This is a genomic window from Candidatus Phyllobacterium onerii (assembly GCF_028331445.1).
GTDB classification, from domain to species: Bacteria; Pseudomonadota; Alphaproteobacteria; order Rhizobiales; family Rhizobiaceae; genus Phyllobacterium; species Phyllobacterium onerii.
On sequence record NZ_JAQMHX010000008.1, the window covers coordinates 253,369 to 273,321 of the forward strand.

At 55.7% G+C, this 19,953-nt stretch carries 19 protein-coding genes; 9 read left to right on the top strand and 10 right to left on the bottom strand.

Annotated features, from left to right (window positions below; all coding sequences use genetic code 11):
- Positions 1-45 precede the first annotated feature (45 nt).
- Positions 46-666 (top strand): DapH/DapD/GlmU-related protein, encoded by a 621-nt coding sequence (locus tag PHA01_RS19565; RefSeq protein WP_271898036.1) that lies wholly within the window; start codon positions 46-48, stop codon positions 664-666.
- Between the two features lie 13 nt (positions 667-679).
- Here PHA01_RS19565 and PHA01_RS19570 read toward each other — a convergent pair whose 3' ends face one another.
- The 6 genes from PHA01_RS19570 to PHA01_RS19595 form a co-directional block, all read right to left on the bottom strand.
- Positions 680-1,819 (bottom strand): alpha-D-ribose 1-methylphosphonate 5-triphosphate diphosphatase, encoded by a 1,140-nt coding sequence (locus tag PHA01_RS19570; protein WP_271898037.1) that lies wholly within the window; start codon positions 1,817-1,819, stop codon positions 680-682.
- A gap of 11 nt (positions 1,820-1,830) precedes the next feature.
- Positions 1,831-2,976: an alpha-D-ribose 1-methylphosphonate 5-triphosphate diphosphatase gene (locus PHA01_RS19575; RefSeq protein ID WP_271898038.1), complete on the bottom strand. Its 1,146-nt coding sequence runs from the start codon at positions 2,974-2,976 to the stop codon at positions 1,831-1,833.
- 264 nt (positions 2,977-3,240) lie between these two features.
- Complete coding sequence (locus PHA01_RS19580; RefSeq protein ID WP_271898039.1) at positions 3,241-3,663, bottom strand: YybH family protein; 423 nt, start codon at positions 3,661-3,663, stop codon at positions 3,241-3,243.
- A gap of 105 nt (positions 3,664-3,768) precedes the next feature.
- The gene (locus tag PHA01_RS19585; protein WP_271898040.1) at positions 3,769-5,010 is read right to left on the bottom strand and encodes an RNA polymerase sigma factor; all 1,242 of its coding nucleotides are present in this window, start codon (positions 5,008-5,010) and stop codon (positions 3,769-3,771) included.
- Positions 5,007-5,381 (bottom strand): YciI family protein, encoded by a 375-nt coding sequence (locus PHA01_RS19590; protein ID WP_271898041.1) that lies wholly within the window; start codon positions 5,379-5,381, stop codon positions 5,007-5,009. Before PHA01_RS19590 ends, PHA01_RS19585 begins: the two co-directional genes overlap by 4 nt.
- Before the next feature lie 140 nt (positions 5,382-5,521).
- Entirely contained in the window at positions 5,522-6,088 is a 567-nt protein-coding gene (locus PHA01_RS19595; protein ID WP_334312041.1) for an SH3 domain-containing protein, read from the bottom strand.
- A 322-nt stretch (positions 6,089-6,410) separates the two neighbouring features.
- Between PHA01_RS19595 and PHA01_RS19600 the strand changes: the two genes are divergently transcribed.
- The 4 genes from PHA01_RS19600 (at position 6,411) to PHA01_RS19615 (ending at position 10,762) form a co-directional block, all read left to right on the top strand.
- On the top strand, positions 6,411-7,640 hold the full coding sequence (locus PHA01_RS19600; protein WP_271898043.1) for a DUF2865 domain-containing protein: 1,230 nt from the start codon (positions 6,411-6,413) through the stop codon (positions 7,638-7,640).
- A 100-nt stretch (positions 7,641-7,740) separates the two neighbouring features.
- On the top strand, positions 7,741-8,517 hold the full coding sequence (tam, locus tag PHA01_RS19605; RefSeq protein WP_271898044.1) for a trans-aconitate 2-methyltransferase: 777 nt from the start codon (positions 7,741-7,743) through the stop codon (positions 8,515-8,517).
- Positions 8,518-8,773: 256 nt separating this feature from the next.
- Entirely contained in the window at positions 8,774-10,066 is a 1,293-nt protein-coding gene (locus tag PHA01_RS19610) for an NCS2 family permease (protein ID WP_271898045.1), read from the top strand.
- A gap of 90 nt (positions 10,067-10,156) precedes the next feature.
- Positions 10,157-10,762 (top strand): deaminase, encoded by a 606-nt coding sequence (locus tag PHA01_RS19615; RefSeq protein WP_271898046.1) that lies wholly within the window; start codon positions 10,157-10,159, stop codon positions 10,760-10,762.
- Positions 10,763-10,829: 67 nt separating this feature from the next.
- Here PHA01_RS19615 and PHA01_RS19620 read toward each other — a convergent pair whose 3' ends face one another.
- Genes PHA01_RS19620 through puuE form a run of 3 tightly spaced genes read right to left on the bottom strand, consistent with a single transcriptional unit; the run spans position 10,830 to position 13,743 of the window.
- The gene (locus tag PHA01_RS19620; RefSeq protein ID WP_271898047.1) at positions 10,830-11,315 is read right to left on the bottom strand and encodes an ureidoglycolate lyase; all 486 of its coding nucleotides are present in this window, start codon (positions 11,313-11,315) and stop codon (positions 10,830-10,832) included.
- A gap of 4 nt (positions 11,316-11,319) precedes the next feature.
- Complete coding sequence (alc, locus tag PHA01_RS19625; protein ID WP_271898048.1) at positions 11,320-12,333, bottom strand: allantoicase; 1,014 nt, start codon at positions 12,331-12,333, stop codon at positions 11,320-11,322.
- A 9-nt stretch (positions 12,334-12,342) separates the two neighbouring features.
- Complete coding sequence (puuE, locus tag PHA01_RS19630) at positions 12,343-13,743, bottom strand: allantoinase PuuE (RefSeq protein ID WP_271898083.1); 1,401 nt, start codon at positions 13,741-13,743, stop codon at positions 12,343-12,345.
- Positions 13,744-13,935: 192 nt separating this feature from the next.
- Between puuE and uraH the strand changes: the two genes are divergently transcribed.
- The 4 genes from uraH to xdhC are packed head-to-tail and all read left to right on the top strand — an operon-like array spanning position 13,936 to position 19,003.
- On the top strand, positions 13,936-14,307 hold the full coding sequence (uraH, locus tag PHA01_RS19635; RefSeq protein ID WP_271898049.1) for a hydroxyisourate hydrolase: 372 nt from the start codon (positions 13,936-13,938) through the stop codon (positions 14,305-14,307).
- Positions 14,308-14,313: 6 nt separating this feature from the next.
- Positions 14,314-15,792, top strand: a complete 1,479-nt coding sequence (gene xdhA / locus PHA01_RS19640) for a xanthine dehydrogenase small subunit (RefSeq protein WP_271898050.1) — start codon at positions 14,314-14,316, stop codon at positions 15,790-15,792.
- A 10-nt stretch (positions 15,793-15,802) separates the two neighbouring features.
- Positions 15,803-18,139 (top strand): xanthine dehydrogenase molybdopterin binding subunit, encoded by a 2,337-nt coding sequence (gene xdhB, locus PHA01_RS19645; RefSeq protein WP_271898051.1) that lies wholly within the window; start codon positions 15,803-15,805, stop codon positions 18,137-18,139.
- A gap of 6 nt (positions 18,140-18,145) precedes the next feature.
- A complete protein-coding gene (gene xdhC / locus PHA01_RS19650) occupies positions 18,146-19,003 on the top strand; it encodes a xanthine dehydrogenase accessory protein XdhC (RefSeq protein ID WP_271898052.1) in 858 nt (285 codons plus the stop codon).
- Between the two features lie 9 nt (positions 19,004-19,012).
- Here the strand turns inward: xdhC and PHA01_RS19655 are convergent, their stop codons facing one another.
- Positions 19,013-19,927: a LysR family transcriptional regulator gene (locus PHA01_RS19655; RefSeq protein WP_271898053.1), complete on the bottom strand. Its 915-nt coding sequence runs from the start codon at positions 19,925-19,927 to the stop codon at positions 19,013-19,015.
- Positions 19,928-19,953: the final 26 nt, after the last annotated feature.

Here is a 19,953-nt window from a genome sequence, read left to right on the forward strand (position 1 = left end):
TAGAAAGCCGCCGAACGATTGATATGACCATAAGAGGCGTTGAAAATGAGCGAAAAGATGCTGGGGATTGCCCCGACAATTCACCCGACGGCAACCGTGCGGGATAGTACGCTGGGGCAATATACCGAGGTTGGCGCGCGCACGGCCATCGCCGAAACGGAGTTCGGCGACTACAGCTATATCGTGCATGACGGCTCAATAATTTACGCAAAGATCGGCAAGTTCTGTTCGATCGCCGCCTTTACCCGGATCAATCCGGGAAATCATGCAACGTGGCGCGCCAGCCAGCATCATTACAGTTATCGCTCGCGACAGTTTGGTTTTGATCTTGGCGATGACGATGAATTCTTCCAATGGCGCCGCGATCACAAGGTGAACATCGGCAATGATGTGTGGATTGGTCACGGAGCCGTTATCATGCCGGGAATTACTATCGGAGATGGTGCCGTCGTCGGCTCTTCGGCCGTAGTGACCAAGGATGTCGAGCCATATACCATTGTTGCTGGCGTGCCGGCAAAAATCATCAGGCGCCGCCATCCGGAAATACTTGCGGAGAAGTTGATTGCTCTCGCCTGGTGGGACTGGAGCCACGAAAAGCTTGGAGAAACGCTTTCGGATATGCGCGCCTTGAGCGCCGAGGCTTTTGTCGAAAAGTATAGTACTTAACGATACTGGCGCGTCAGGAGACGCGCCTTCCTTCCCGCCATACGCTCAATATGACCGGAACGCCATCTATTAGACGGACTCTGCTGAAATCGGCCCGCTTGCCTATCTCAATAACGCCACGGTCGTTCAGGCCGACCATGCGAGCCGGATTGGCTGATACGAACGATACCGCCTTCGCAAGATCGATTCCTGCGCTTTGGTTGAGCAAAAACACCGATTGCATCAGGCTGGAAGGCACATAGTCGGATGAAAGTCCGTCAAGAAGATCCTGCTGCACCAGATCGATCGCCGAGACGTTGCCTGAATGCGACCCGCCACGAACCACATTCGGTGCACCCATGACGACTTTCATACCGCGCCGGTGGGCGTGGTCTGCAGCATCTATACTTGTCGGAAACTCCGATATGGAGATGCCGTCGTTCATGGCTTCGTCGACGTGCTCCGGCGTTGTGTCATCGTGGCTGGCCAACACAGTGCCATGCTGGCGAGCAAGGTCGATCACGGCGGTTCGATAGCGGTTAACATATTGAGATTGCGCCGCGATTCGATCTGCAACCATCTGGTCGAATTCAAGATCCGTCCATTTTTTGTCGCGATTGAATTGCCGCCATTTGGCGAGATCCGCCCATTGCCGCTGGCCGGGTGTATGATCCATCAACGAGACGAGCTTGACGTAAGGGTTGTCCGCAATCGGCTTGTAGATATCGAGCACAGCCGGATCTGCCAGCTCACAGCGCAGATGCAACAGATGCTCGCTGCGAAGTACTTCTCGAACACGCGGATTGGCAACAGTTTCCACTGTAGTTGTGATCATCTGGCGGCGGGCGCTTGCCGAAGAATATTCGCCGACTGCGACAGCATCGAATACTGTAGTAATTCCAGCGCCGGCAATCTGCACATCGTGCGCAACCACCGATGCGGCACTTGAGGGCCACATGACCCCGGGCCGCGGCTGCAGATGCTTTTCGAGGTTGTCCGTGTGAAGCTCGACGAAGCCAGGAATAAGAAAATCGCCTTCAAAATCAACTGCATTAGTAACGGAGCTTGGCCCTTCTCCGATGTCCTGGATCAGGCCATCTCGAACGCCCATGGACCCATCGAGGGTGCGATCCGCCAGGACCAGCCGGGCATTGGTGACGAGCATTTCGGTCATGATTTTTCCATTTAGTTGACGAGCCGTCCTTGCCGCCACACGGAGCGGATGACGGGGATGTTGTCCGCCAGATGTACCCGAATAAGGTCTGCACGCAAGCCCGGAAGGACTTCGCCGCGGTCGTCAAGACCGCAGACCCGCGCGGGAACGCTGGTCATCATGCGGACAGCCGAAGGCAGGTCAGTGTCGAATTCCGGCCGGTTTGCCAATAAAAACGCGCAATCCAGCATGGAACGCGGCACATAATCTGAAGTCAGGATGTCTACCAGTCCCTCGGCAAGCAGTTCAGTCACGGCCACGTTGCCCGACTGTGACCCGCCACGCAGCACATTTGGTGCACCCGCCACAATCAACATCGATTGGGCCCGCGCCTCACGCGCAGCCTCGATGCTGACCGGGAACTCTGCCACACGCACCCCTTCGGCATGCGCCATGCGGATATGCTCGACAGTCAGATCGTCGTGACTGAACATGGGCAGGCCGCGCGTCTTGGCAAATTCGACGACGAGGTGCCGCACTTCACTTGAACTTGCTTCGAGGCTTTCCAGCAACTCCCGTGTTTCTTCTTCGACGGCCGCTCGATCCTTGCCGGTTTCCTTCATTCTCCGGTCGAGATAGTTCGACACATCATGACTTTGGCGCTTACCCGGAATGTGCTCCATGATCGAGATCACACGCACAATGTCCCGGTCGATGTTTTCCGCAATCAGCGCCGGCGTCATGTTATCGGTGATCTCGCAGCGCAGATGCACGAGGTGCTCGGCCCGCATCATGCCCTTCGCACCGGCATATTCGAGCGCGTCGATCATCGGTCCGAGTATCTCGCGGCGTTCGGGATTTTTTATGGTAGCGCCGACACAAAGCGAATCAAAAACCGTTGTGACACCGCCGCCGATGATTTGAGCATCATGTGCCATGACCGCCCGTAGCATATCCCATTTGACGTGAGCGCGCGGAAACACATGTTTTTCAAGGTGATCGGTGTGAGCATCGACGAGACCAGGCAGAATATAATCGCCGGCGACGTCAATCGAACCCGGCACCGCGGAACGCCCCATGTCTATACTGGCTATCGTGCCATCGACGATTTGCACCGAACCATTGATGATTGCATCGTCAAGAACGACGCGGGCGCCGGTAAGAATCAATTCGTTCATCGTGTGCTTCCTTCGAAATGCGGTAGCCAGGAATAGCGGCAATGACGCCGCGCGCGCCAATCCAAGTTGGCGATCTAAAGATTGCGTCCTTGTGACAATGTGTCTTTGGGGGAATCCGAAGTGGTTCTTATCCCGCTTTTCATGACAGGGACGTGACAAAGTCACCGAAACTAGCGACGAAGTATTGCTTAAGCACAGGTGAGTTCGCGCGATTGCAGGAATGGACTTCCTGTATCGCGCGAATTCGGCGGTATGCGGGTGGGACTAGGGCTTCAGATCGACGGCAGCCTTGAAGCTGCCATCCATATAGAAAGGCACGGAGGCGTGTTCATGCGAGATTTTCCATGTGCCATTCTGCTTGATCAAGCCAATCGTCTGGCGAAACCAGACGTCAGGCTTCTCGCCGTCGGTTTTCTGTCCCGTCATGCGGACGAGACTGGTCGCGAAAGCTACATCGTCGCCGGCCGTAATCGCCATGTCGCGTGTTTCAATGCCGATTGATCCCTCCCACGTATCGAACCAGCCTTGCAGGTCCTCATCGCCTTGCCGCAGCGGTGGAGCAAGCGTGAACTGTACAACATCATCGGCAAGATGAGCCAAGACTTGCGCGGCGTTCTTGTTGCTGATTGCTTTCGACCAGTCCTCTATTACAGCTGCAACTGTGATTTTCTCGTCGTGTGTGGTCATTTTGTTCTCCTTCGTTACCTCTGAACCAAGGACGAATGAACAACCGCCGATCCGACACGGCTGCGAAAATCAATTCAATTGGTAGAATCAGTCCAGTTGGTGGAGTCAGTCTTGCGCAAGCCGATCAAGATGCATGCGGATGTGGGCGGCTTCTGCAGCCGTGTTAGCGAGAGAGATTGCGCGATTGAACGCCTCCCTAGCTTCGCTGGTGCGGCCTATCTTCATCAGGAGGCCACCTTTGACACCGAAGAAATGAAAATAACCGGAGAGCCTGTCCTCCAGGGGCTCGATCAGAGCCAGCGCTTCGGCGGGACCTCGCACCTTTGCAACGGCGACCGCCCGATTGAGCGTGATGACGGGCGAGGGGGTCAGCCTTTCGAGTGCTGCGTAAAGCAGATCTATCTCGGTCCAATCCGTGTCCTCTGCGCGCTTGGCCCGTGCATGCAACGCAGCGATTGCGGCCTGAATCTGATAGGGACCGGGTGCTCTGTGGCGCATTGCCTTGTCGATCAGCGCTAATCCTTCATTGATCATGCTGCGATTCCAGAGATCACGATCCTGGTTCTCCAGCAATATCACCGAGCCATCCGCATCGAAACGAGCCTCAGATCGGGCACTTTGCAGCAGCAGGAGTGCGGTCAATCCCATAATCTCCGGCTCAGTAGGGAAGATTCGCAGGAGCAATCGCGAAAGGCGGATGGCTTCGTCGCATAGTGGTGATCGTGCTTGTGCTTCAGTGCTACCGGTCGAGTAACCTTCGTTGAAGATCAGGTAGACCATGGCTGCGACTGCTGCGAGCCGCTCGGCCCGTTCGATTGGCCCAGGCGTTTCGAATGGTATTTCGCCAGCTCCAATACGACTCTTTGCGCGTGTTATCCGCTGCTCCATTGCGCTCTCGCCGACGAGAAAGGCGCGGGCGATCTGCCGGACAGACAGGCCTGACACGATCCGGAGCGCCAAGGGGATTTGCTGCGTTGGGGGAAGATCTGGATGACAGCAAATGAACAGCAGGCGCAGAATATCGTCACGGTAGTCTGAACCGTCTATCTTGTCGACGATGGCGGTTTCCGCATCTTCCAGGTCAGATAGGAGTTCCTCGGGCGGTAGAGGTTGTTGCTTTACCTGCCGCCGAACGACGTCGATCGCACTGTTACGCCCGACAAAGATCAGCCACGCGGTGGGATCTCGCGGCGGACCGTTCTTTCCCCAGCTTTTCAGCGCACGAAGGCAGGCCTCCTGAAATGCCTCTTCCGCCGTATCGAGATTGCGGAAGTAGCGGAGCAATGCACCGACTGCCTGTGGGCGCGCCGCAACGAGGGCTGCATCGATCCAGTTCGTGTCGTTCATGGAAAACTCGATCCTTGCCTGAAGATGCCGACCGGCCTTATCTCGTAGGAGCCGGTGCCCGGATTTGCGCGTGCAAGGTCTCGCGCCGTTTCAAGTGCCTCGTCCAGTGACTGACAATCGACAATGTAAAACCCGAGAAGTTGCTCTTTTGTCTCGGCAAAGGGCCCGTCTATGACGATAGGGTCCTCGCGACCTTTGCGAAGGGTGGTCGCAGCAGTAGTCGGAAGAAGCCTTGCGACAGGGCCAAGACGTCCCTGCTTGGTAAGCTTTTCCTGGACGACAGCAAGGCGCGCCATCACTGCGTCATCTTCTTCCTTGGTCCAGGAACTGACGACGTCTTCCGGGTTATAGCAAAGTATGGCGTAAAGCATGGGATCGTTCCTTCTGATGTGAAGACGATCCACTATGGCCAATCCCGACATCGGGTCTAGAAAATTATGCATTCTCGGAAATGGTTGCAGTACCACGGCGGGAAAAGCACCAAGGGCCATCCCGCCTCTTCGTCACATAGTTACCTGCAAGGGAATCCGGGTGCTATTTTGCAGTTGGGTCGCGGACGGTTGGGTTTGGGGCGGGGACGATAACCATGACCATAATGATATGGCGGTCTTACAACGACAGTAGGTCGAATGACCACTGGGCGCTGTACGACAACCCTCGTCCGCTGGACATAATTGGCAGAAAGCCATCCACGCACACCTTGACTCGCCACGTGGCACCAACTCGGCTGACACCCAAGAACGTTGATGCGCGTACCTTCGGGCAACGTTCCGACACGAGCGTAACTGGTTCCCGGTCCTGCGCGGAGATTGACATTTCCGGTTGTATAGCCGACGTCCGCCAAGGCCGATGCCGGCCAAGAAACCAGCGCGATACTAATCAAAATGGCTGATAACAGCTTGTTAGACATTGGATCACCTCCCGCTCTGCACTCCATCAATATTAGTGACAACAAATGCGATTCCTGAAGTGTTGTCGAGAGTCTTTGCAGATAATGGTAAAGGTTACTGTATATCAGAAACGAATTATCCGAGAATTCCTTGGTACATTCTAAATGTAATAGGTGCGCGCGAATCATAGCCAGCTATCTATTAGGTAATGGATTCCAATTTCGCGTGCCGGCAGGAGTATAACTCGACGGTAAAGTCGGAAAGCTGGCTAATGGTTAGACAAGTTGCTGACGAAAGGAATTCCAGTAATTCACGAAATCGTCATTAATATTAATATGACAAATAAATAATTGGGATTACGTTAAATGTAAGAATGAGTTATTCTCATATAGGAAGCTTCGCCAAATTTCGGGAGTATTGCGATCTGGCAACTCCGCCAAGCATTCGTTTTTCCCGACATTTAACGCGATCAAGCTTTCTTCAAAGTTGGCGGCATCTCGGAGGCTGCAGATGGCAACGCGGCTGTTTCCTTTCTTTCAACTTTTAGTTGTGACCGGGTTGATATCGGCGCTTGTTCCGACATCCCTCAAAACCGCCCACGCCGCTCCTGCGGCATGCGCGACCTTGCAGCGGCAATTGGTGGCCGCCTCAAGCGGCAGAAGTGTTTCACAGAAGAACAGCCCTCTGGTGCAGCGACAAGCGCTGCAGCTTCAACAGGTGCGGGCGAAGGCAAGCAACGCAGGCTGTGGAGGCTTCCTATTTTCTCGCGGGAATCCTGCACTCTGCAAGCGCTATGTTCAAACGATTGACGCGATGTCCGCCAAACTCGCAAGACTTCAAAATGCAGGTGAAAGATCCGGTTCGGCACAACCTTCGCGCCAGCAGATTCTGGCCTCAATGGAGGCCAGAGGCTGTAATGAAAGGGTGGCTTCGATTGGTAGAAACAATGATTCAACCAATGTCCGTCGAAAGACCCTATTAGAAGTTTTGTTTGGCGCGCGAGCTGACGAGGAGCAGAAGCCTGCTTCCAGAATAATGGTCAAACGGCAATTGGATGAACGCGAGGCACACCGCAAGGTGTCTGCGGCGCCGGAGACGCTTGCAGCGACGTATGAAGGGACAGAGCCGAGCGTTAACGGCGTTGTCAAAAAGGGTTATCGAACCATTTGCGTGCGTACATGCGATGGATACTATTTCCCGATCTCGTTTTCGACGAAGCCCAAATATTTTGCGCGTGATCAAAATGCTTGCAGTGCGATGTGTCCGGCCGGAAACGCGAAATTATACTATCACGCGGTGCCCGAACAGGAGTCGGATGCAATGATATCCATCGCCGACAAGAAGCCCTATAGTGAACTTCCCAACGCATTCAATTACCGCACGGCGGGTGTCAAAGCCGTGCCGGGTTGCACGTGCCATGCTCAAGCCGATATGATGGCTGCCGCACCGAAGCTCATCGTTCCCCAATCCAAACCTACTACATCAGTGGTGAAAGAGACCGGAGAGCCAGATGTCGATACGCTGTCGGAGGAACCTGCTCAGGGAGACGTTGATGAAGCTGAGACGCCCCATAAAAGTGTAAGGACTGTTGGTCCTGCGTTTTTCCCCGACGAAGCCAATCCTACAGATTTTACTGCTCCACCTCCGGAAAAGGAGGTCCAGGAAAGCAAGGCCAGCATCCTCACGCCTGAGAATATCGTCAAGACGATAGCGTCCGACATTATGCGACGAATCCAATAGAATATCTGTCCTCAATCGAAGCGATGCATTCTATCAGGTTTGTTGGCGTGATAGCCATGCTAGGCTTGGTCTAGTGAGTGAGAGGGAGCATGAGTCGCATATGAGAAAAGCCGATTGGTCGCCTGACCAGTATCTCAAATTCGAGGACGAACGAACCCGCCCGGCAAATGACCTGCTTTCCGCCGTTCCCAATCAGAATGTGAAATTGGCGGTGGATCTCGGCTGCGGCCCAGGCAATTCCACCGAACTGCTTGTAGAGCGGTATCCGCATGCTGAAGTTCTTGGGATCGATTCTTCTGCGGATATGACCGCTAAGGCAAAGGAGCGACTGCCGGGTTGCGAATTTGCGGTCACCGACATTGATATGTGGCAGCCGCAAAAGAATTTCGATCTTCTCTATGCCAATGCCGTCATGCAGTGGCTGCCTGACCACGACCGGCTGTTCCCGCGGCTGATGGGTTTCCTCAATACAGGAGGTTCTCTGGCGATACAGATGCCAGATAATCTGCAGGAGGCGACACATGTCGCTATGCGGGAGGTAGCGGCTGACGAGCGCTGGGCGGCAAGGGTAACGCAGGCGGATGCCACCCGTAGCGAAATAGGCACCGCATCATTCTATTATCATTTGCTACGACCCCATTGCCAACACGTCGACGTTTGGCGCACGACCTATCATCACCCGTTGCAGGGGCTGGAAGGCATCATTGAATGGTTTAAGGGTTCAGGGTTGCGCCCGTATCTTTCTCTGCTCAACGACGATGAACGCGCAGATTTTCTTGACAAGTACAGGCAACGTTTGGCTCAATCCTACAAGCCGATGGATGACGGGATAGTGCTGTTGCCATTCCCTCGTATATTCATCGTTGCGACGCGGTAAATCCATCATAAAGCTCAAGAAAATATTGAAGGTGTTTCGCAAATGAATGCGGAATAGGTGCCTAGCATCGCCGCGACGAAAATCGCACAATCCCATTTGCAGTGGCGACACTGAGGAGCGGCGGTATGCGGAGGAGTGTATGCCTGCCATCTCTTGATAGGAGAATTATCGAAAACTCAAAAGAGGCAGCCTGCACTGACGCGTAGCGCGCTTGCCAGGCAACCGGAGACTTAGGCTTTTGCCAAGGGGAGGAACTATGCTCGAAAAGCTTTTCAAGCTTAACGACCACAATACATCGGTACGCACGGAAGTGTTGGCAGGACTGACGACGTTCCTGACAATGTCGTATATCATTTTCGTCAATCCAGAGATCTTGTCCTCGACGGGGATGGATCGCAATGCTGTGTTTGTCGCGACCTGTATCGCCGCTGCACTTGGTTCGGGCGTGATGGCGCTGGTCGCCAATTGGCCGATTGGCATGGCGCCCGGCATGGGCCTCAACGCCTTCTTCGCCTTTACGGTCGTAGCGGCGATGGGTTTCAGCTGGCAGCAGGCGCTCGGAGCAGTGTTCATCTCGGGCTGCATCTTTCTGCTGCTTACCGTAACCGGAATACGTCGCTGGCTTGTCGCAGGCATTCCCAAATCATTGCGGAGCGCGATCGCGGCGGGTATCGGCCTCTTCCTCGCATTCATAGCGTTGAAAAATTCCGGCATTGTCGTGGCAAATCCCGCGACCTTCGTTGGGTTGGGTCACCTTGGAAGTACTGGGGCCCTGCTCGCGATCCTGGGCTTCTTCGTCATCGCAGCGCTCGATGCGCTCAAAGTTCGCGGGGCAATTCTGATCGGCATTCTTGTTGTGACGGTCCTGTCGATGATCCTTGGCGTGAGTGAGTTCAAGGGCGTGTTTTCAGCGCCGCCAAGTCTGGCACCAACCTTCCTCCAGCTTGATATCATGGGTGCGTTGCATACCGGACTTCTGCAGGTCATCCTCGTATTCGTGCTTGTCGAGGTGTTTGATGCGACCGGAACCTTGATCGGCGTCAGCAAGCGCGCCGGGCTGATCGAAGAGGGGAAGCCGAATAATCTTGGCCGCGCATTGTTTGCCGACAGCACGGCCATCGTGGCCGGCTCGTTGCTCGGGACCAGCAGCACGACCGCCTATGTCGAAAGTGCCTCGGGCGTTCAAGCTGGCGGGCGTACAGGTTTGACCGCGTTGACCATCGCTCTGCTGTTCCTGGCGGCGCTATTCATCTCGCCGCTAGCGGCTTCCGTGCCGGGTTATGCAACCGCTCCAGCGTTGCTCTATGTGGCGGGGCTCATGATGCATGAACTCGTCGATATCGAATGGGGCGATGTCACGGAGTCGACCCCGGCAGCGATAACCGCTTTGATGATCCCCTTCACATATTCGATAGCGAACGGTCTCGCCTTCGGGTTCATCAGCTATGTCGTGCTGAAGACATTCACGGGCAAGGCAAGTGTTGTGCACCCCGCTACATGGCTTGTGGCTGCGCTCTTTGTCATAAAGTTCGCGCTGTTTCCGGGCTGACCTCACGATCCGGCGCGGATGCGGCGATTGCGTCGCATCCGCGCCATTGCTATTTTGAATATCAAACAATCCTTGATCAGAAAGCCACCGATGGAGCAGAAAACCGCGACGAACAACCTTGTTGAGGTACTGCTTGATACGATCGAGCACCGGATTATCCCGAAGACCGAGAGCGGCGTAGCCGCAGGAAACAAGATCTTCGGTGCCGCGCTACTGTGCAAATCGGATCTGTCGCTTGTCTTGGCAGAGACCAATAACGAGACGGAAAACCCGCTATGGCATGGCGAGGTTCATGCGTTGAAGCGATTCTTCGAGATGGCGGAGGATACCCGCCCAGATCCGCGCGAACTGATTTTCTTGTCGACCCACGAACCTTGCTCCATGTGCCTTTCGGCTATCACCTGGGCAGGTTTTGACAATTTCTACTACTTCTTCAGCCACGAAGATTCGCGCGATGCATTTGCAATCCCGCATGATCTCAAAATCTTGAAGGAAGTTTTCACGTTGGAACCGGGCGGCTACAATAAGGAAAACGCGTTCTGGAAAAGTTATTCCATCCACAAGATGATTGCGGAGCTTCCGGAGCCGGATCGGGAAAGACTGCAAAACCGTGCTGCGGCAATCGGTGCAAAATATGCGGTACTCTCGGAGCAATATCAGTCCAGCAAGGACGAGAACTCAATTCCCCTGAACTGAGCGTCTTAACGCAAAACAAAGGCCGCCCTTCCAGAGGAGAGCGGCCTTTTTGGCGCGTGTGTCGGAGTTAGCGAATAAGAAACGCTTCGGGATAGAAATGCTCTTGCAGATTGACGCCATCGCCGCCCCGGTCGATGACAACAAAGTCTGACTCTCCCTGAAGCGGCGTCAAAATGCCGTGCCACACGTTGCGATGAATGTTCACACCTTGGCCCGGTTGCGTCAGAAAGGCGACAGGATCGGTTGGGCCATCGGGGTGGTCGTGAGCTGCCACGACGAGAAACGGATTGCTTGACAAGGGCACGAAGGCTTGGCTGCCCAAAGGATGCCGTTCGACCATTTCCAGCTTGAGGGGCAGTTCATAAGGTTTGCCGCGCAGCAAACTGATCATAGTACGTGCGTTGTCTCCCATCGTCTCGACCTTGGCCAGATCATGGTAGCGCACGCACATGCCATGATTGATGGGCAAGCTGCTTGCACCTTCTACCTCAATGACATCCCCGAAAGGCGCAAACGCCTCCCGGGTCAAGTGTTGAATGACGATTTCGCGCATTTGATTATCCGCGCGCGATCTTACCAAACAGCCGCAACCTGCTCACACCACCATCCGGATAGATGTTGAAGCGAGCGTGCGTCACTGCGCCGTTTTGCTTGATCTGGTTGCCGCCATATTCATGGATGTTGTCCGCGGACAACTTCTGGACAGGCAGAATCTCTTCCCAGAACATGGATGAAGCGACAACCAACTCGTCGAGACTCTCGCCGGCATTGCCAAGATCGGCGACCTGAATCGAGCAGGCATCCGGATAGTTCCCCTTGAAGTGGGCAGTATCCACAATTGCGCTTTCAATGGTTCCGCGCGCGGCAAGCTTGATGATGATCCAGTCATTGCCTGGCTCGCGCCTGCGGCGTGTTTCCCAACCGTCGCCCATATTGATGCCGCGACCTGGTGCGAGCAGGCGCTGATAGCCATAATGCGCATTCGACATGGCGACGACACGGCCGCCAAGAAGCGAGGAAGCGAGATCGACTGCCTCACCATTGACGCTATCAATATCCAGCGACGGCTGACCGTAAACACGCAGGCGCGCAACGCCGCCATCCGGGTGTATGTGCAGGCGAACATGAGTCCACACTTGCTTCGAGCCGCAAGTAAAGTAGTGGTGCGAACTAGCGCCGAGTTGGCTCAATCCGAGCACCTCCGTCCACAAGGTGGTTTCGTCAGGTTTGCCCGTTGTATTACAAGCTTCGATACGGCAGGCAGGAGGGTAGTTCCCTGTGAAATGGGCTGTGTCGACATCGAAACCGACGATGGTGCCCGGCGCGGCAAGCTGGACGACCGCATAATCATGTCCGCTGCTGCGGCGCCGGCGCGTTTCCCAGCCGTCCATCCACTTGCCGTTGTCGTCGAATTTTTCAGGATAGAAAATCGCAGGCTCATCGCTCAGCATGCGTTCTAGCGGTGCGAAAAACTCGTCTGTGGCGAAGATCGGCTTTGCCCCGAGGCCAGCCGATGCAAGATTGATCGCGTTGCGCGCGAATGCGGGGATATCTTCATTGGTGTTTGACATTTTCATTCCTCAGTTTGCCAACATGTCTTGAAGGCGCAGAAGGGCAATCTTCTCCACCTCCCGGCACGCTGTGTTGAATTCTGTCTGGCGATCATTGGCGATCCGCGTTTTAAAGGCGGAAAGGATTTCGTCCTTGCTTCGGCCCTTCACGGCGATGATGAACGGGAATCCGAAGGTTTCGACATATCGCGTGTTGAGCGCGGTGAACTGTTCCCGCTCGTTGCCGGTCAGCGCGTCGAGGCCAGCCGAAGCCTGTTCCAAGGTTGAGCTTTCCGTCAGGCGCTTGGCTTGCGCCAGTTTTCCGGCGAGATCCGGGTGGGCATTCAAGACGCCGAGGCGTTCGTTGTCCGACGAGGTGCGAAATGCCGTGCAAAGCGTTGCGTGCAGGCCAGTGACGTTGTCGTGGGATGGTCCGAGCTCGGCCGTGTATGCCCGTTTTGCAATCCAGTCTGAGTGTTCGAACACCCCGCCAAAGCAATAGACGAATGCGTCCTCGGACATTGTCGATGGCTGCACTCGCTGCGGTTTATAGGGGTGGTTCGTGGCCCAGTGCTGCGCGATGTCAATGCGACGAGCGAGCCAGATCTTCTCGTGGCTTTGAACGTAGTCGATGAAACGGGCAAGGGCTGCAATGCGTCCCGGCCTGCCGACGAGACGACAATGGAGACCGATGTTCATCATCTTTGGCGAACCGGCTTCACCTTCCGTATAGAGCGTATCGAAACTGTCCTTCAGATAGGAAAAGAACTGATCACCAGCATTGAACCCTTGCGGTGTCGCAAACCGCATGTCGTTGGTGTCCAGCGTGTAGGGAACAACGAGCTGCTGTCTGCCGCCGAATTCGTGCCAATAGGGCAGGTCGTCAGCATAGGAATCGGAAACATAGTCGAATCCACCTTCTTCGGTCACCAGATCGACTGTGTTCGCCGAGCATCGACCCGTGTACCAGCCGCGGGGACGTTGGCCGGTAACGGCAGTGTGGATGCGGATCGCCTCGAGCATGTGTTCACGTTCGGCGTCAGGACTGTAATCCTTGTAGTCGATCCATTTCAGGCCGTGCGACGCAATCTCCCAGTTTGCATCAAGCATGGCTTGAACTTGCGAAGGCGACCGCTGCAAGGCTGTCGCCACGCCGTAGACCGTGACGGGCACGTTCTTCGTTGTCAGCAAGCGATGCAGGCGCCAAAACCCGGCGCGCGCTCCATACTCGTAGATCGACTCCATGTTCCAGTGGCGCTGGTCAGGCCACGCTTGCGCCCCGACAATCTCTGACAGGAAAGCTTCAGAGGCGGCGTCGCCATGCAAAACGCAGTTCTCGCCACCTTCTTCGTAGTTGACGACGAATTGAACGGCGATGCGCGCATTATCTGGCCAGTTGGCCGGCGGTGGATTTGCGCCGTAGCCATGCATGTCGCGGGGATATCTCGCCAACGTCGTCCCTCCTCAAATCGCTATTCCACTCTGAATACTCAATTAATGCGCGAGGCATTCCCCCAGAAAATTTTGAAAGTCCTGCAATCAGGCGCCGCCTACCCGGAACCGATGCCAAGGGGCAAATTGAGTGATGGAAATTGAAGTACTCCGCGGGAGGGAGGAATACACATGAGCCTTCACGATGAAGTTGCCGGTCGCCTGACGACCCATGTGCTCGATACAGCCAGCGGCAAGCCCGCCGCCAGCTTGCGGATCGATCTCTTTCGCGTCGATGGTGACCGCCTTCAGCCTTTGCACAGCACACGCACCAATGAAGATGGACGCTGCAACAAACCGTTATTGACTGGCGCTGACATGCGCTCAGGTGCTTATGAGCTTCGGTTCCATGTAGGCGAATACTTCGGCGGCCAGCCTGCGAATGGCCAGACGCCATTTCTCGACGTAGTCCCGATCCGCTTTGGGGTCGATGATGAGAATGTTCATTATCACGTGCCACTGCTTGTCGCTCCTTTCGGCTATTCAACCTATCGGGGGAGCTGATTCCACATGGAACTTCAAATCCGCAATAGCATCCGGTTTCTGCTCAACGACAAGGTTGTCGAACGCACCGATGTTTCTCCGACCGAAACTCTCCTCGATTTTCTCCGGCTTGACCGCAAACTGCGTGGCACCAAGGAGGGATGTGCGGAGGGCGATTGCGGCGCTTGCACAGTCCTTGTGGGACGCCTGTTCAACGGTCAGCTCAAATATGAATCGGTCAACGCCTGCATCCGTTTCGTTGGCTCGCTGGATGGTTGCCATGTCGTGACGGTCGAGGCACTCGCTGGATCGGACGGAACGTTGCATCCGGTGCAGCAGGCGATGGTTGATACTCATGCCTCGCAGTGCGGTTTCTGCACACCCGGCTTCGTCATGTCGCTCTACGGTCTTTGGATGCAAAATCCGAAGCCGAATATCCAGGAAATCGAAAAGGCTCTGCAGGGTAATCTCTGCCGCTGCACTGGCTATGCCGCAATCATCCGGGCCGCGGAAGGCGTTACCGACATTGGCGATCTGAACAGGGATCCACTTGTCACTGAGCGTGCACGCGTTACCGAACAACTGCTTGCGTTGAAAGATGGCAAGCGTGTCGTCCTCGGTGAGGGCAAGCAACAGCTTGTTCTTCCCGCCAATGTCGACGATTTCGCGGACGTGCTGGAGCGCAATCCTGGCGCTACGATTGTTGCGGGCTCGACGGATGTCGGTCTCTGGGTGACGAAATTCATGCGCGAGATCGGACCGGTTGTTTTCCTGTCGCATCTCGACGAGTTGCGGCTGATAACTGAGGGCGATGACGGTCTGACGCTTGGCGCTGGTGTCAGCTATACGGAGGCCTATCCGGTCATCATCCGCCATTTCCCGCAGTTGACAGAGCTCTGGAATCGCATTGGCGGTGAGCAGGTTCGCAACATGGGGACCGTCGGTGGCAACGTCGCCAACGGCTCGCCAATCGGTGACACGCCCCCAGCTCTGATCGGTCTTGGTGCGACCGTTCTGTTGCGCAAAGGCAAAACCCGGCGATCCGTGCGGATTGAGAATTACTTCATCGAATACGGGAAACAGGATCGTGCACCCGGCGAGTTCGTGGAAGCGATCCATATCCCGTATCTCGACACCCGCGATCTTTACGGCGTCTACAAGATTTCGAAGCGGCTGGACGAAGACATTTCGTCGGTCTGTGGCGCATTCCGGATTTCTCTCGATGAACGGGGCCGGGTGGAAAACGCAATCATCGCATTTGGCGGAATGGCCGGAACTCCCAAGCGTGCAAGCGCGGTCGAGGCATCGTTGACCGGCGCCGTTTGGGATGAGGGCGCTATTGAAAAGGCAGCAGCAGTTTTCGCCACTGATTTCACGCCGCTGACCGATTGGCGCGCTTCTGCTGACTATCGCCTCTTGGTCGCAAAGAACCTGTTGCGGCGTTTCTACCTTGAGACAGGCGGCGAGCATGTCCGGTTGAACCGCTACGAAGCGGCATTTGGGTGAGGAGCGTGTGATGAATTCAATTCAGCCGATTACCCGTATCCGCGGCGGCGTTCATGAAAAACAACCGCACGAGTCGGGCCACAAGCATGTCTCCGGTACGGCGGAGTACATCGATGACATGCCAGAGCCGTCCGATACGCTGTATGCATATCTCGGTCTGTCGCAGCGTGCGCATGCGGAAATCCTGTCCATTGATTTTGAGGCAGTGAAGTCGTGCGCCGGTGTAATCGGCGTGCTCACGGTTGACGATATCCCGGGCCACAACGACGTTAGCCCGGCGGGCAAACATGACGATCCCGTCTTCGCTATCGGCAAGGTCGAATTCCACGGCCAGCCCATATTCGCGGTGATTGCAGAAACGCGGCAAATTGCGCGTCAGGCAGCATCGAAGGTCAAAATCGAGTATCGCGATCTTGACCACGTCGTCGATGTACTGGAAGCGGAAAAGGCCAACTATCCGCTGGTGATCGATCCTCTGAAGCTGGAACGCGGCGATATAGCCGCTGGACTTGCTGGCGCGAAGAACCGTTTGAGCGGCGAGATGCGCATTGGCGGACAGGATCATTTCTATTTGGAGGGTCACATTGCCTTTGCCATTCCTGGCGAGGATGACGAGGTGACGGTTTTTTCCTCAACGCAGCACCCGAGCGAAACGCAGCATATGGTTGGCCATGTTCTCGGAGTTCCCTCAAATGCGGTGACAGTGAACGTGAGACGCATGGGTGGCGGCTTCGGCGGCAAGGAAACACAGGCCAATCTCTTTGCGGCGGTCGCGGCGATTGCAGCCAAGAAATACCGGAGGGCGGTAAAGATCCGGCCGGATCGCGACGACGACATGGTTGCGACAGGCAAGCGTCACGATTTCCATGTGGCCTATGAACTGGGCTTCGATGACGAGGGACGCATTGCAGCGGTAGATGCCACGTTTTCGGCGCGCTGCGGGTTCTCGGCGGATTTATCCGGCCCTGTCACGGACCGTGCTCTCTTCCATGCCGACAATTGCTACTTCTACCCCAATGTCCGGCTACGATCGCGGCCGCTAAAAACCAACACCGTTTCCAACACGGCCTTTCGCGGTTTCGGCGGTCCGCAGGGCATGGTTGGCGGCGAGCGCATGATCGAAGAGATCGCCTATGCGCTTGGCAAGGATCCGCTGGAAATTCGCAAGGCCAATTTTTATGGCGGCGAGGGTCGCAATCTTACGCCGTATCATCAGACAGTCGAAGATAACATTATCCCGCAGATCATTGCGGAGCTTGAAGATTCGTCTGAATACGCGGCGCGGCGCGAGGCGATTATCAACTTCAATCGCCACAGTCGGATCATCAAGCGGGGTATAGCGCTGACACCGGTGAAGTTCGGCATCTCCTTCACCAAAACGGAATATAATCAGGCTGGCGCGCTGGTTCACGTTTACACCGATGGTTCGATCCACCTCAATCATGGTGGTACCGAGATGGGACAGGGGCTGAACACCAAGGTGGCGCAGGTTGTGGCCGACGAATTCCAGGTCGATCTCGACCGCATCAGAATAACAGCAACAACAACCGCAAAGGTTCCAAATACCTCTGCGACCGCTGCCTCTTCGGGTTCGGATCTCAATGGCATGGCCGCAGCCAATGCGGCTCAGCAGATCAAGGCGCGCCTCGTCCAGTTTGCCGTGGAGCATTATGGTGTTGCCAAGGAGCAGATCTTTTTCGAACCAAATATGGTCAGAGTAGCTGACAGGCTCATTCCATTTCCCGAATTCATCAAATCCGCCTACGGCGCTCGCGTACAGCTTTCGGCAGCGGGCTTTTACAAGACGCCAAAAATCCACTGGAGCCGGGCGGAGGGCAGGGGCCGTCCGTTCTACTACTTCGCCTATGGCGCTTCGGTATCCGAGGTGAGCATCGACACGCTGACCGGCGAATATCAAGTCGATCGTACCGATGTCTTGCACGATGTCGGTAAGTCGTTGAACCCGGCACTTGATGTTGGCCAAGTCGAAGGTGCCTTCGTGCAGGGCATGGGGTGGCTGACGACGGAAGAGTTGTGGTGGGACGCCAAGGGGCGGCTGCGTACGCACGCACCGTCCACGTACAAGATACCGCTGGCATCGGATCGCCCACGCACGTTCAATGTCAATCTCGTGAGCTGGTCGGTCAACCGCGAGGAAACGATCCGCCGCTCCAAGGCAGTGGGCGAACCGCCCTTCATGCTGGCGATCTCCGTGCTGGAGGCGATTTCAATGGCAGTTGCCAGTGTAGCGGACTATCGAATTTCACCGCGCCTCGATGCCCCGGCCACACCAGAGCGTGTATTGTTGGCGGTAGAACGTTTGCGGTCGGCGGGCAAGGAACGGTGAAATCCCATGCCGACGAACCGCGACGATATCCGGGACTTTCTGAATCGACGCAAGCAAGCCGTTCTCGTTGAGGTGGAAGCCGCAGACGGCTCCACTCCGCGCGAAGCCGGAGCCTGGATGCTGGTGGCAGCGGATTGCATTTTTGGCACCATAGGCGGTGGGCAGCTCGAATTCATGGCAATTGATCACGCGCGCAGGGCGCTCGAAAACGGCGCCCAAATGGATGAAATGACGATCCCACTCGGACCGGAGATTGGCCAATGCTGCGGTGGCCGTGTCTCACTGGGCTTCAAACAGGTTGATCGAGCTGTGGCCATGACATTGACCGAGAAGGTTGACCTTGAGATCGCCCAGCGGCCGCATGTTTATGTTTTTGGTGCCGGTCATGTCGGTGATGCACTGGCCATGGCGCTTTCACTGGTCCCGCTGCGAACGATATTGGTCGACACACGCGAAGAGGAACTTTCCGCCACGCAGGTCCCCGGCATCGAAACCTGCCTGACGGCTATGCCTGAAGCGGTCGTTCGTGATGCGCCAGCGGGAAGTGCATTCGTGGTCCTCACCCACGACCATGCACTGGATTTCTTGATTACGGCCGAAGCACTTGCCAGGAACGATGCGTCCTACGTCGGAATGATCGGGTCGAGGACGAAACGCGCAACATTTCGCAACTGGTTGACACGTGAGGTGGGTCGTCCGGAGTTTTTCGACAGGCTGGTTTGTCCGGTCGGCGGGACTGCCGTGAAGGACAAGCGTCCTACTGTCATTGCCGCTCTAGCGGCGGCTGAAATCATGGTTTCGGCGTTGAACTATCGCCTTACGCCAAATGTTGCACCCAAAGAACGTAGGCGCGTTCCAGCCTGAGGTGAGCTCTTATTCCAACATTGCATTGACCAGGCGCTGACAGCGCTCGGTCATGAAGTCGATCATCAGCCGGACCTTCGGATCCTGGAAACGCTTGTGCGGGTAGATTGCTGCGAGCTGAATACTGGCCGGAGGCGTGTCTTCGAGGATCGCTTTCAGCGTTCCGTCATTCAAATGGCTTTTCACTTCAAACAACGGTTTGTTGATGATGCCGCGACCCTCAAGCGCCCATTGTGTCAGTACATCGCCATCATCGGAGTCATAAGGACCGCTGACTTCCAGCTTGCGAGTACCTTCGGGCATCTGCAGCGTCCAGAAATATTCTTTGGAGCCCGGATAGCGTAGCAGCAGACAATCATGATGTTCGGCTATCAGATCATCAGGCGTTAAGGGTATACCGCGCCTTTCCAGATAATCGGGCGACGCGCAGATTACCCTTTCGCAATTCATGATGCCGCGCATGCGCAAATTGGAGTCTTCGAGGATGCCGAGCTTGAAGGCAACATCGACACCCTCGCTCATGATATCGACGTTGTGATCTGACAATCGCAGCCGCACCTCGATATCCGGGTACTTGTCGTGGAACTCCGGAATGCCGGATGCGATCAGGCGCCGGCCAATGCCAAGCGGTGCAGTGATGCGAATTGCACCTTTGGGCTTTTTCGAGAGATCGGCAATCGCCGCTTCGGCCTCATTGATTGCCTCGATGATCTTGACCGCGCCCTCGTAGAATACGCGGCCGTGTTCGGTCGGCGTCAGTTTGCGCGTCGTGCGATTGAAAAGACGGACACCAAGATGACGCTCGAGTTCCTTGATCCTATTACTGGCGACAGCCGGAGAAGCGCGCTGGTCGCGTCCGGCGGCAGAAAGGTTTCCAAGTTCGACGACGCGAACAAAAACACGAAGGTTATCAAGGTACGACATTATTTTCGCCCGAAGCCTTACACTGT

Bases quoted from the DNA above. Each gene is read 5' to 3' on its own strand.
- PHA01_RS19565 (WP_271898036.1), top strand. From the start codon at position 46: ATGAGCGAAAAGATGCTGGGGATTGCCCCGACAATTCACCCGACGGCA.
- PHA01_RS19570 (WP_271898037.1), bottom strand. From the start codon at position 1,819: ATGACCGAAATGCTCGTCACCAATGCCCGGCTGGTCCTGGCGGATCGC.
- PHA01_RS19575 (WP_271898038.1), bottom strand. From the start codon at position 2,976: ATGAACGAATTGATTCTTACCGGCGCCCGCGTCGTTCTTGACGATGCA.
- PHA01_RS19580 (WP_271898039.1), bottom strand. From the start codon at position 3,663: ATGACCACACACGACGAGAAAATCACAGTTGCAGCTGTAATAGAGGAC.
- PHA01_RS19585 (WP_271898040.1), bottom strand. From the start codon at position 5,010: ATGAACGACACGAACTGGATCGATGCAGCCCTCGTTGCGGCGCGCCCA.
- PHA01_RS19590 (WP_271898041.1), bottom strand. From the start codon at position 5,381: ATGCTTTACGCCATACTTTGCTATAACCCGGAAGACGTCGTCAGTTCC.
- PHA01_RS19595 (WP_334312041.1), bottom strand. From the start codon at position 6,088: ATGATTCGCGCGCACCTATTACATTTAGAATGTACCAAGGAATTCTCG.
- PHA01_RS19600 (WP_271898043.1), top strand. From the start codon at position 6,411: ATGGCAACGCGGCTGTTTCCTTTCTTTCAACTTTTAGTTGTGACCGGG.
- tam (WP_271898044.1), top strand. From the start codon at position 7,741: ATGAGAAAAGCCGATTGGTCGCCTGACCAGTATCTCAAATTCGAGGAC.
- PHA01_RS19610 (WP_271898045.1), top strand. From the start codon at position 8,774: ATGCTCGAAAAGCTTTTCAAGCTTAACGACCACAATACATCGGTACGC.
- PHA01_RS19615 (WP_271898046.1), top strand. From the start codon at position 10,157: ATGGAGCAGAAAACCGCGACGAACAACCTTGTTGAGGTACTGCTTGAT.
- PHA01_RS19620 (WP_271898047.1), bottom strand. From the start codon at position 11,315: ATGCGCGAAATCGTCATTCAACACTTGACCCGGGAGGCGTTTGCGCCT.
- alc (WP_271898048.1), bottom strand. From the start codon at position 12,333: ATGTCAAACACCAATGAAGATATCCCCGCATTCGCGCGCAACGCGATC.
- puuE (WP_271898083.1), bottom strand. From the start codon at position 13,743: ATGCATGGCTACGGCGCAAATCCACCGCCGGCCAACTGGCCAGATAAT.
- uraH (WP_271898049.1), top strand. From the start codon at position 13,936: ATGAGCCTTCACGATGAAGTTGCCGGTCGCCTGACGACCCATGTGCTC.
- xdhA (WP_271898050.1), top strand. From the start codon at position 14,314: ATGGAACTTCAAATCCGCAATAGCATCCGGTTTCTGCTCAACGACAAG.
- xdhB (WP_271898051.1), top strand. From the start codon at position 15,803: ATGAATTCAATTCAGCCGATTACCCGTATCCGCGGCGGCGTTCATGAA.
- xdhC (WP_271898052.1), top strand. From the start codon at position 18,146: ATGCCGACGAACCGCGACGATATCCGGGACTTTCTGAATCGACGCAAG.
- PHA01_RS19655 (WP_271898053.1), bottom strand. From the start codon at position 19,927: ATGTCGTACCTTGATAACCTTCGTGTTTTTGTTCGCGTCGTCGAACTT.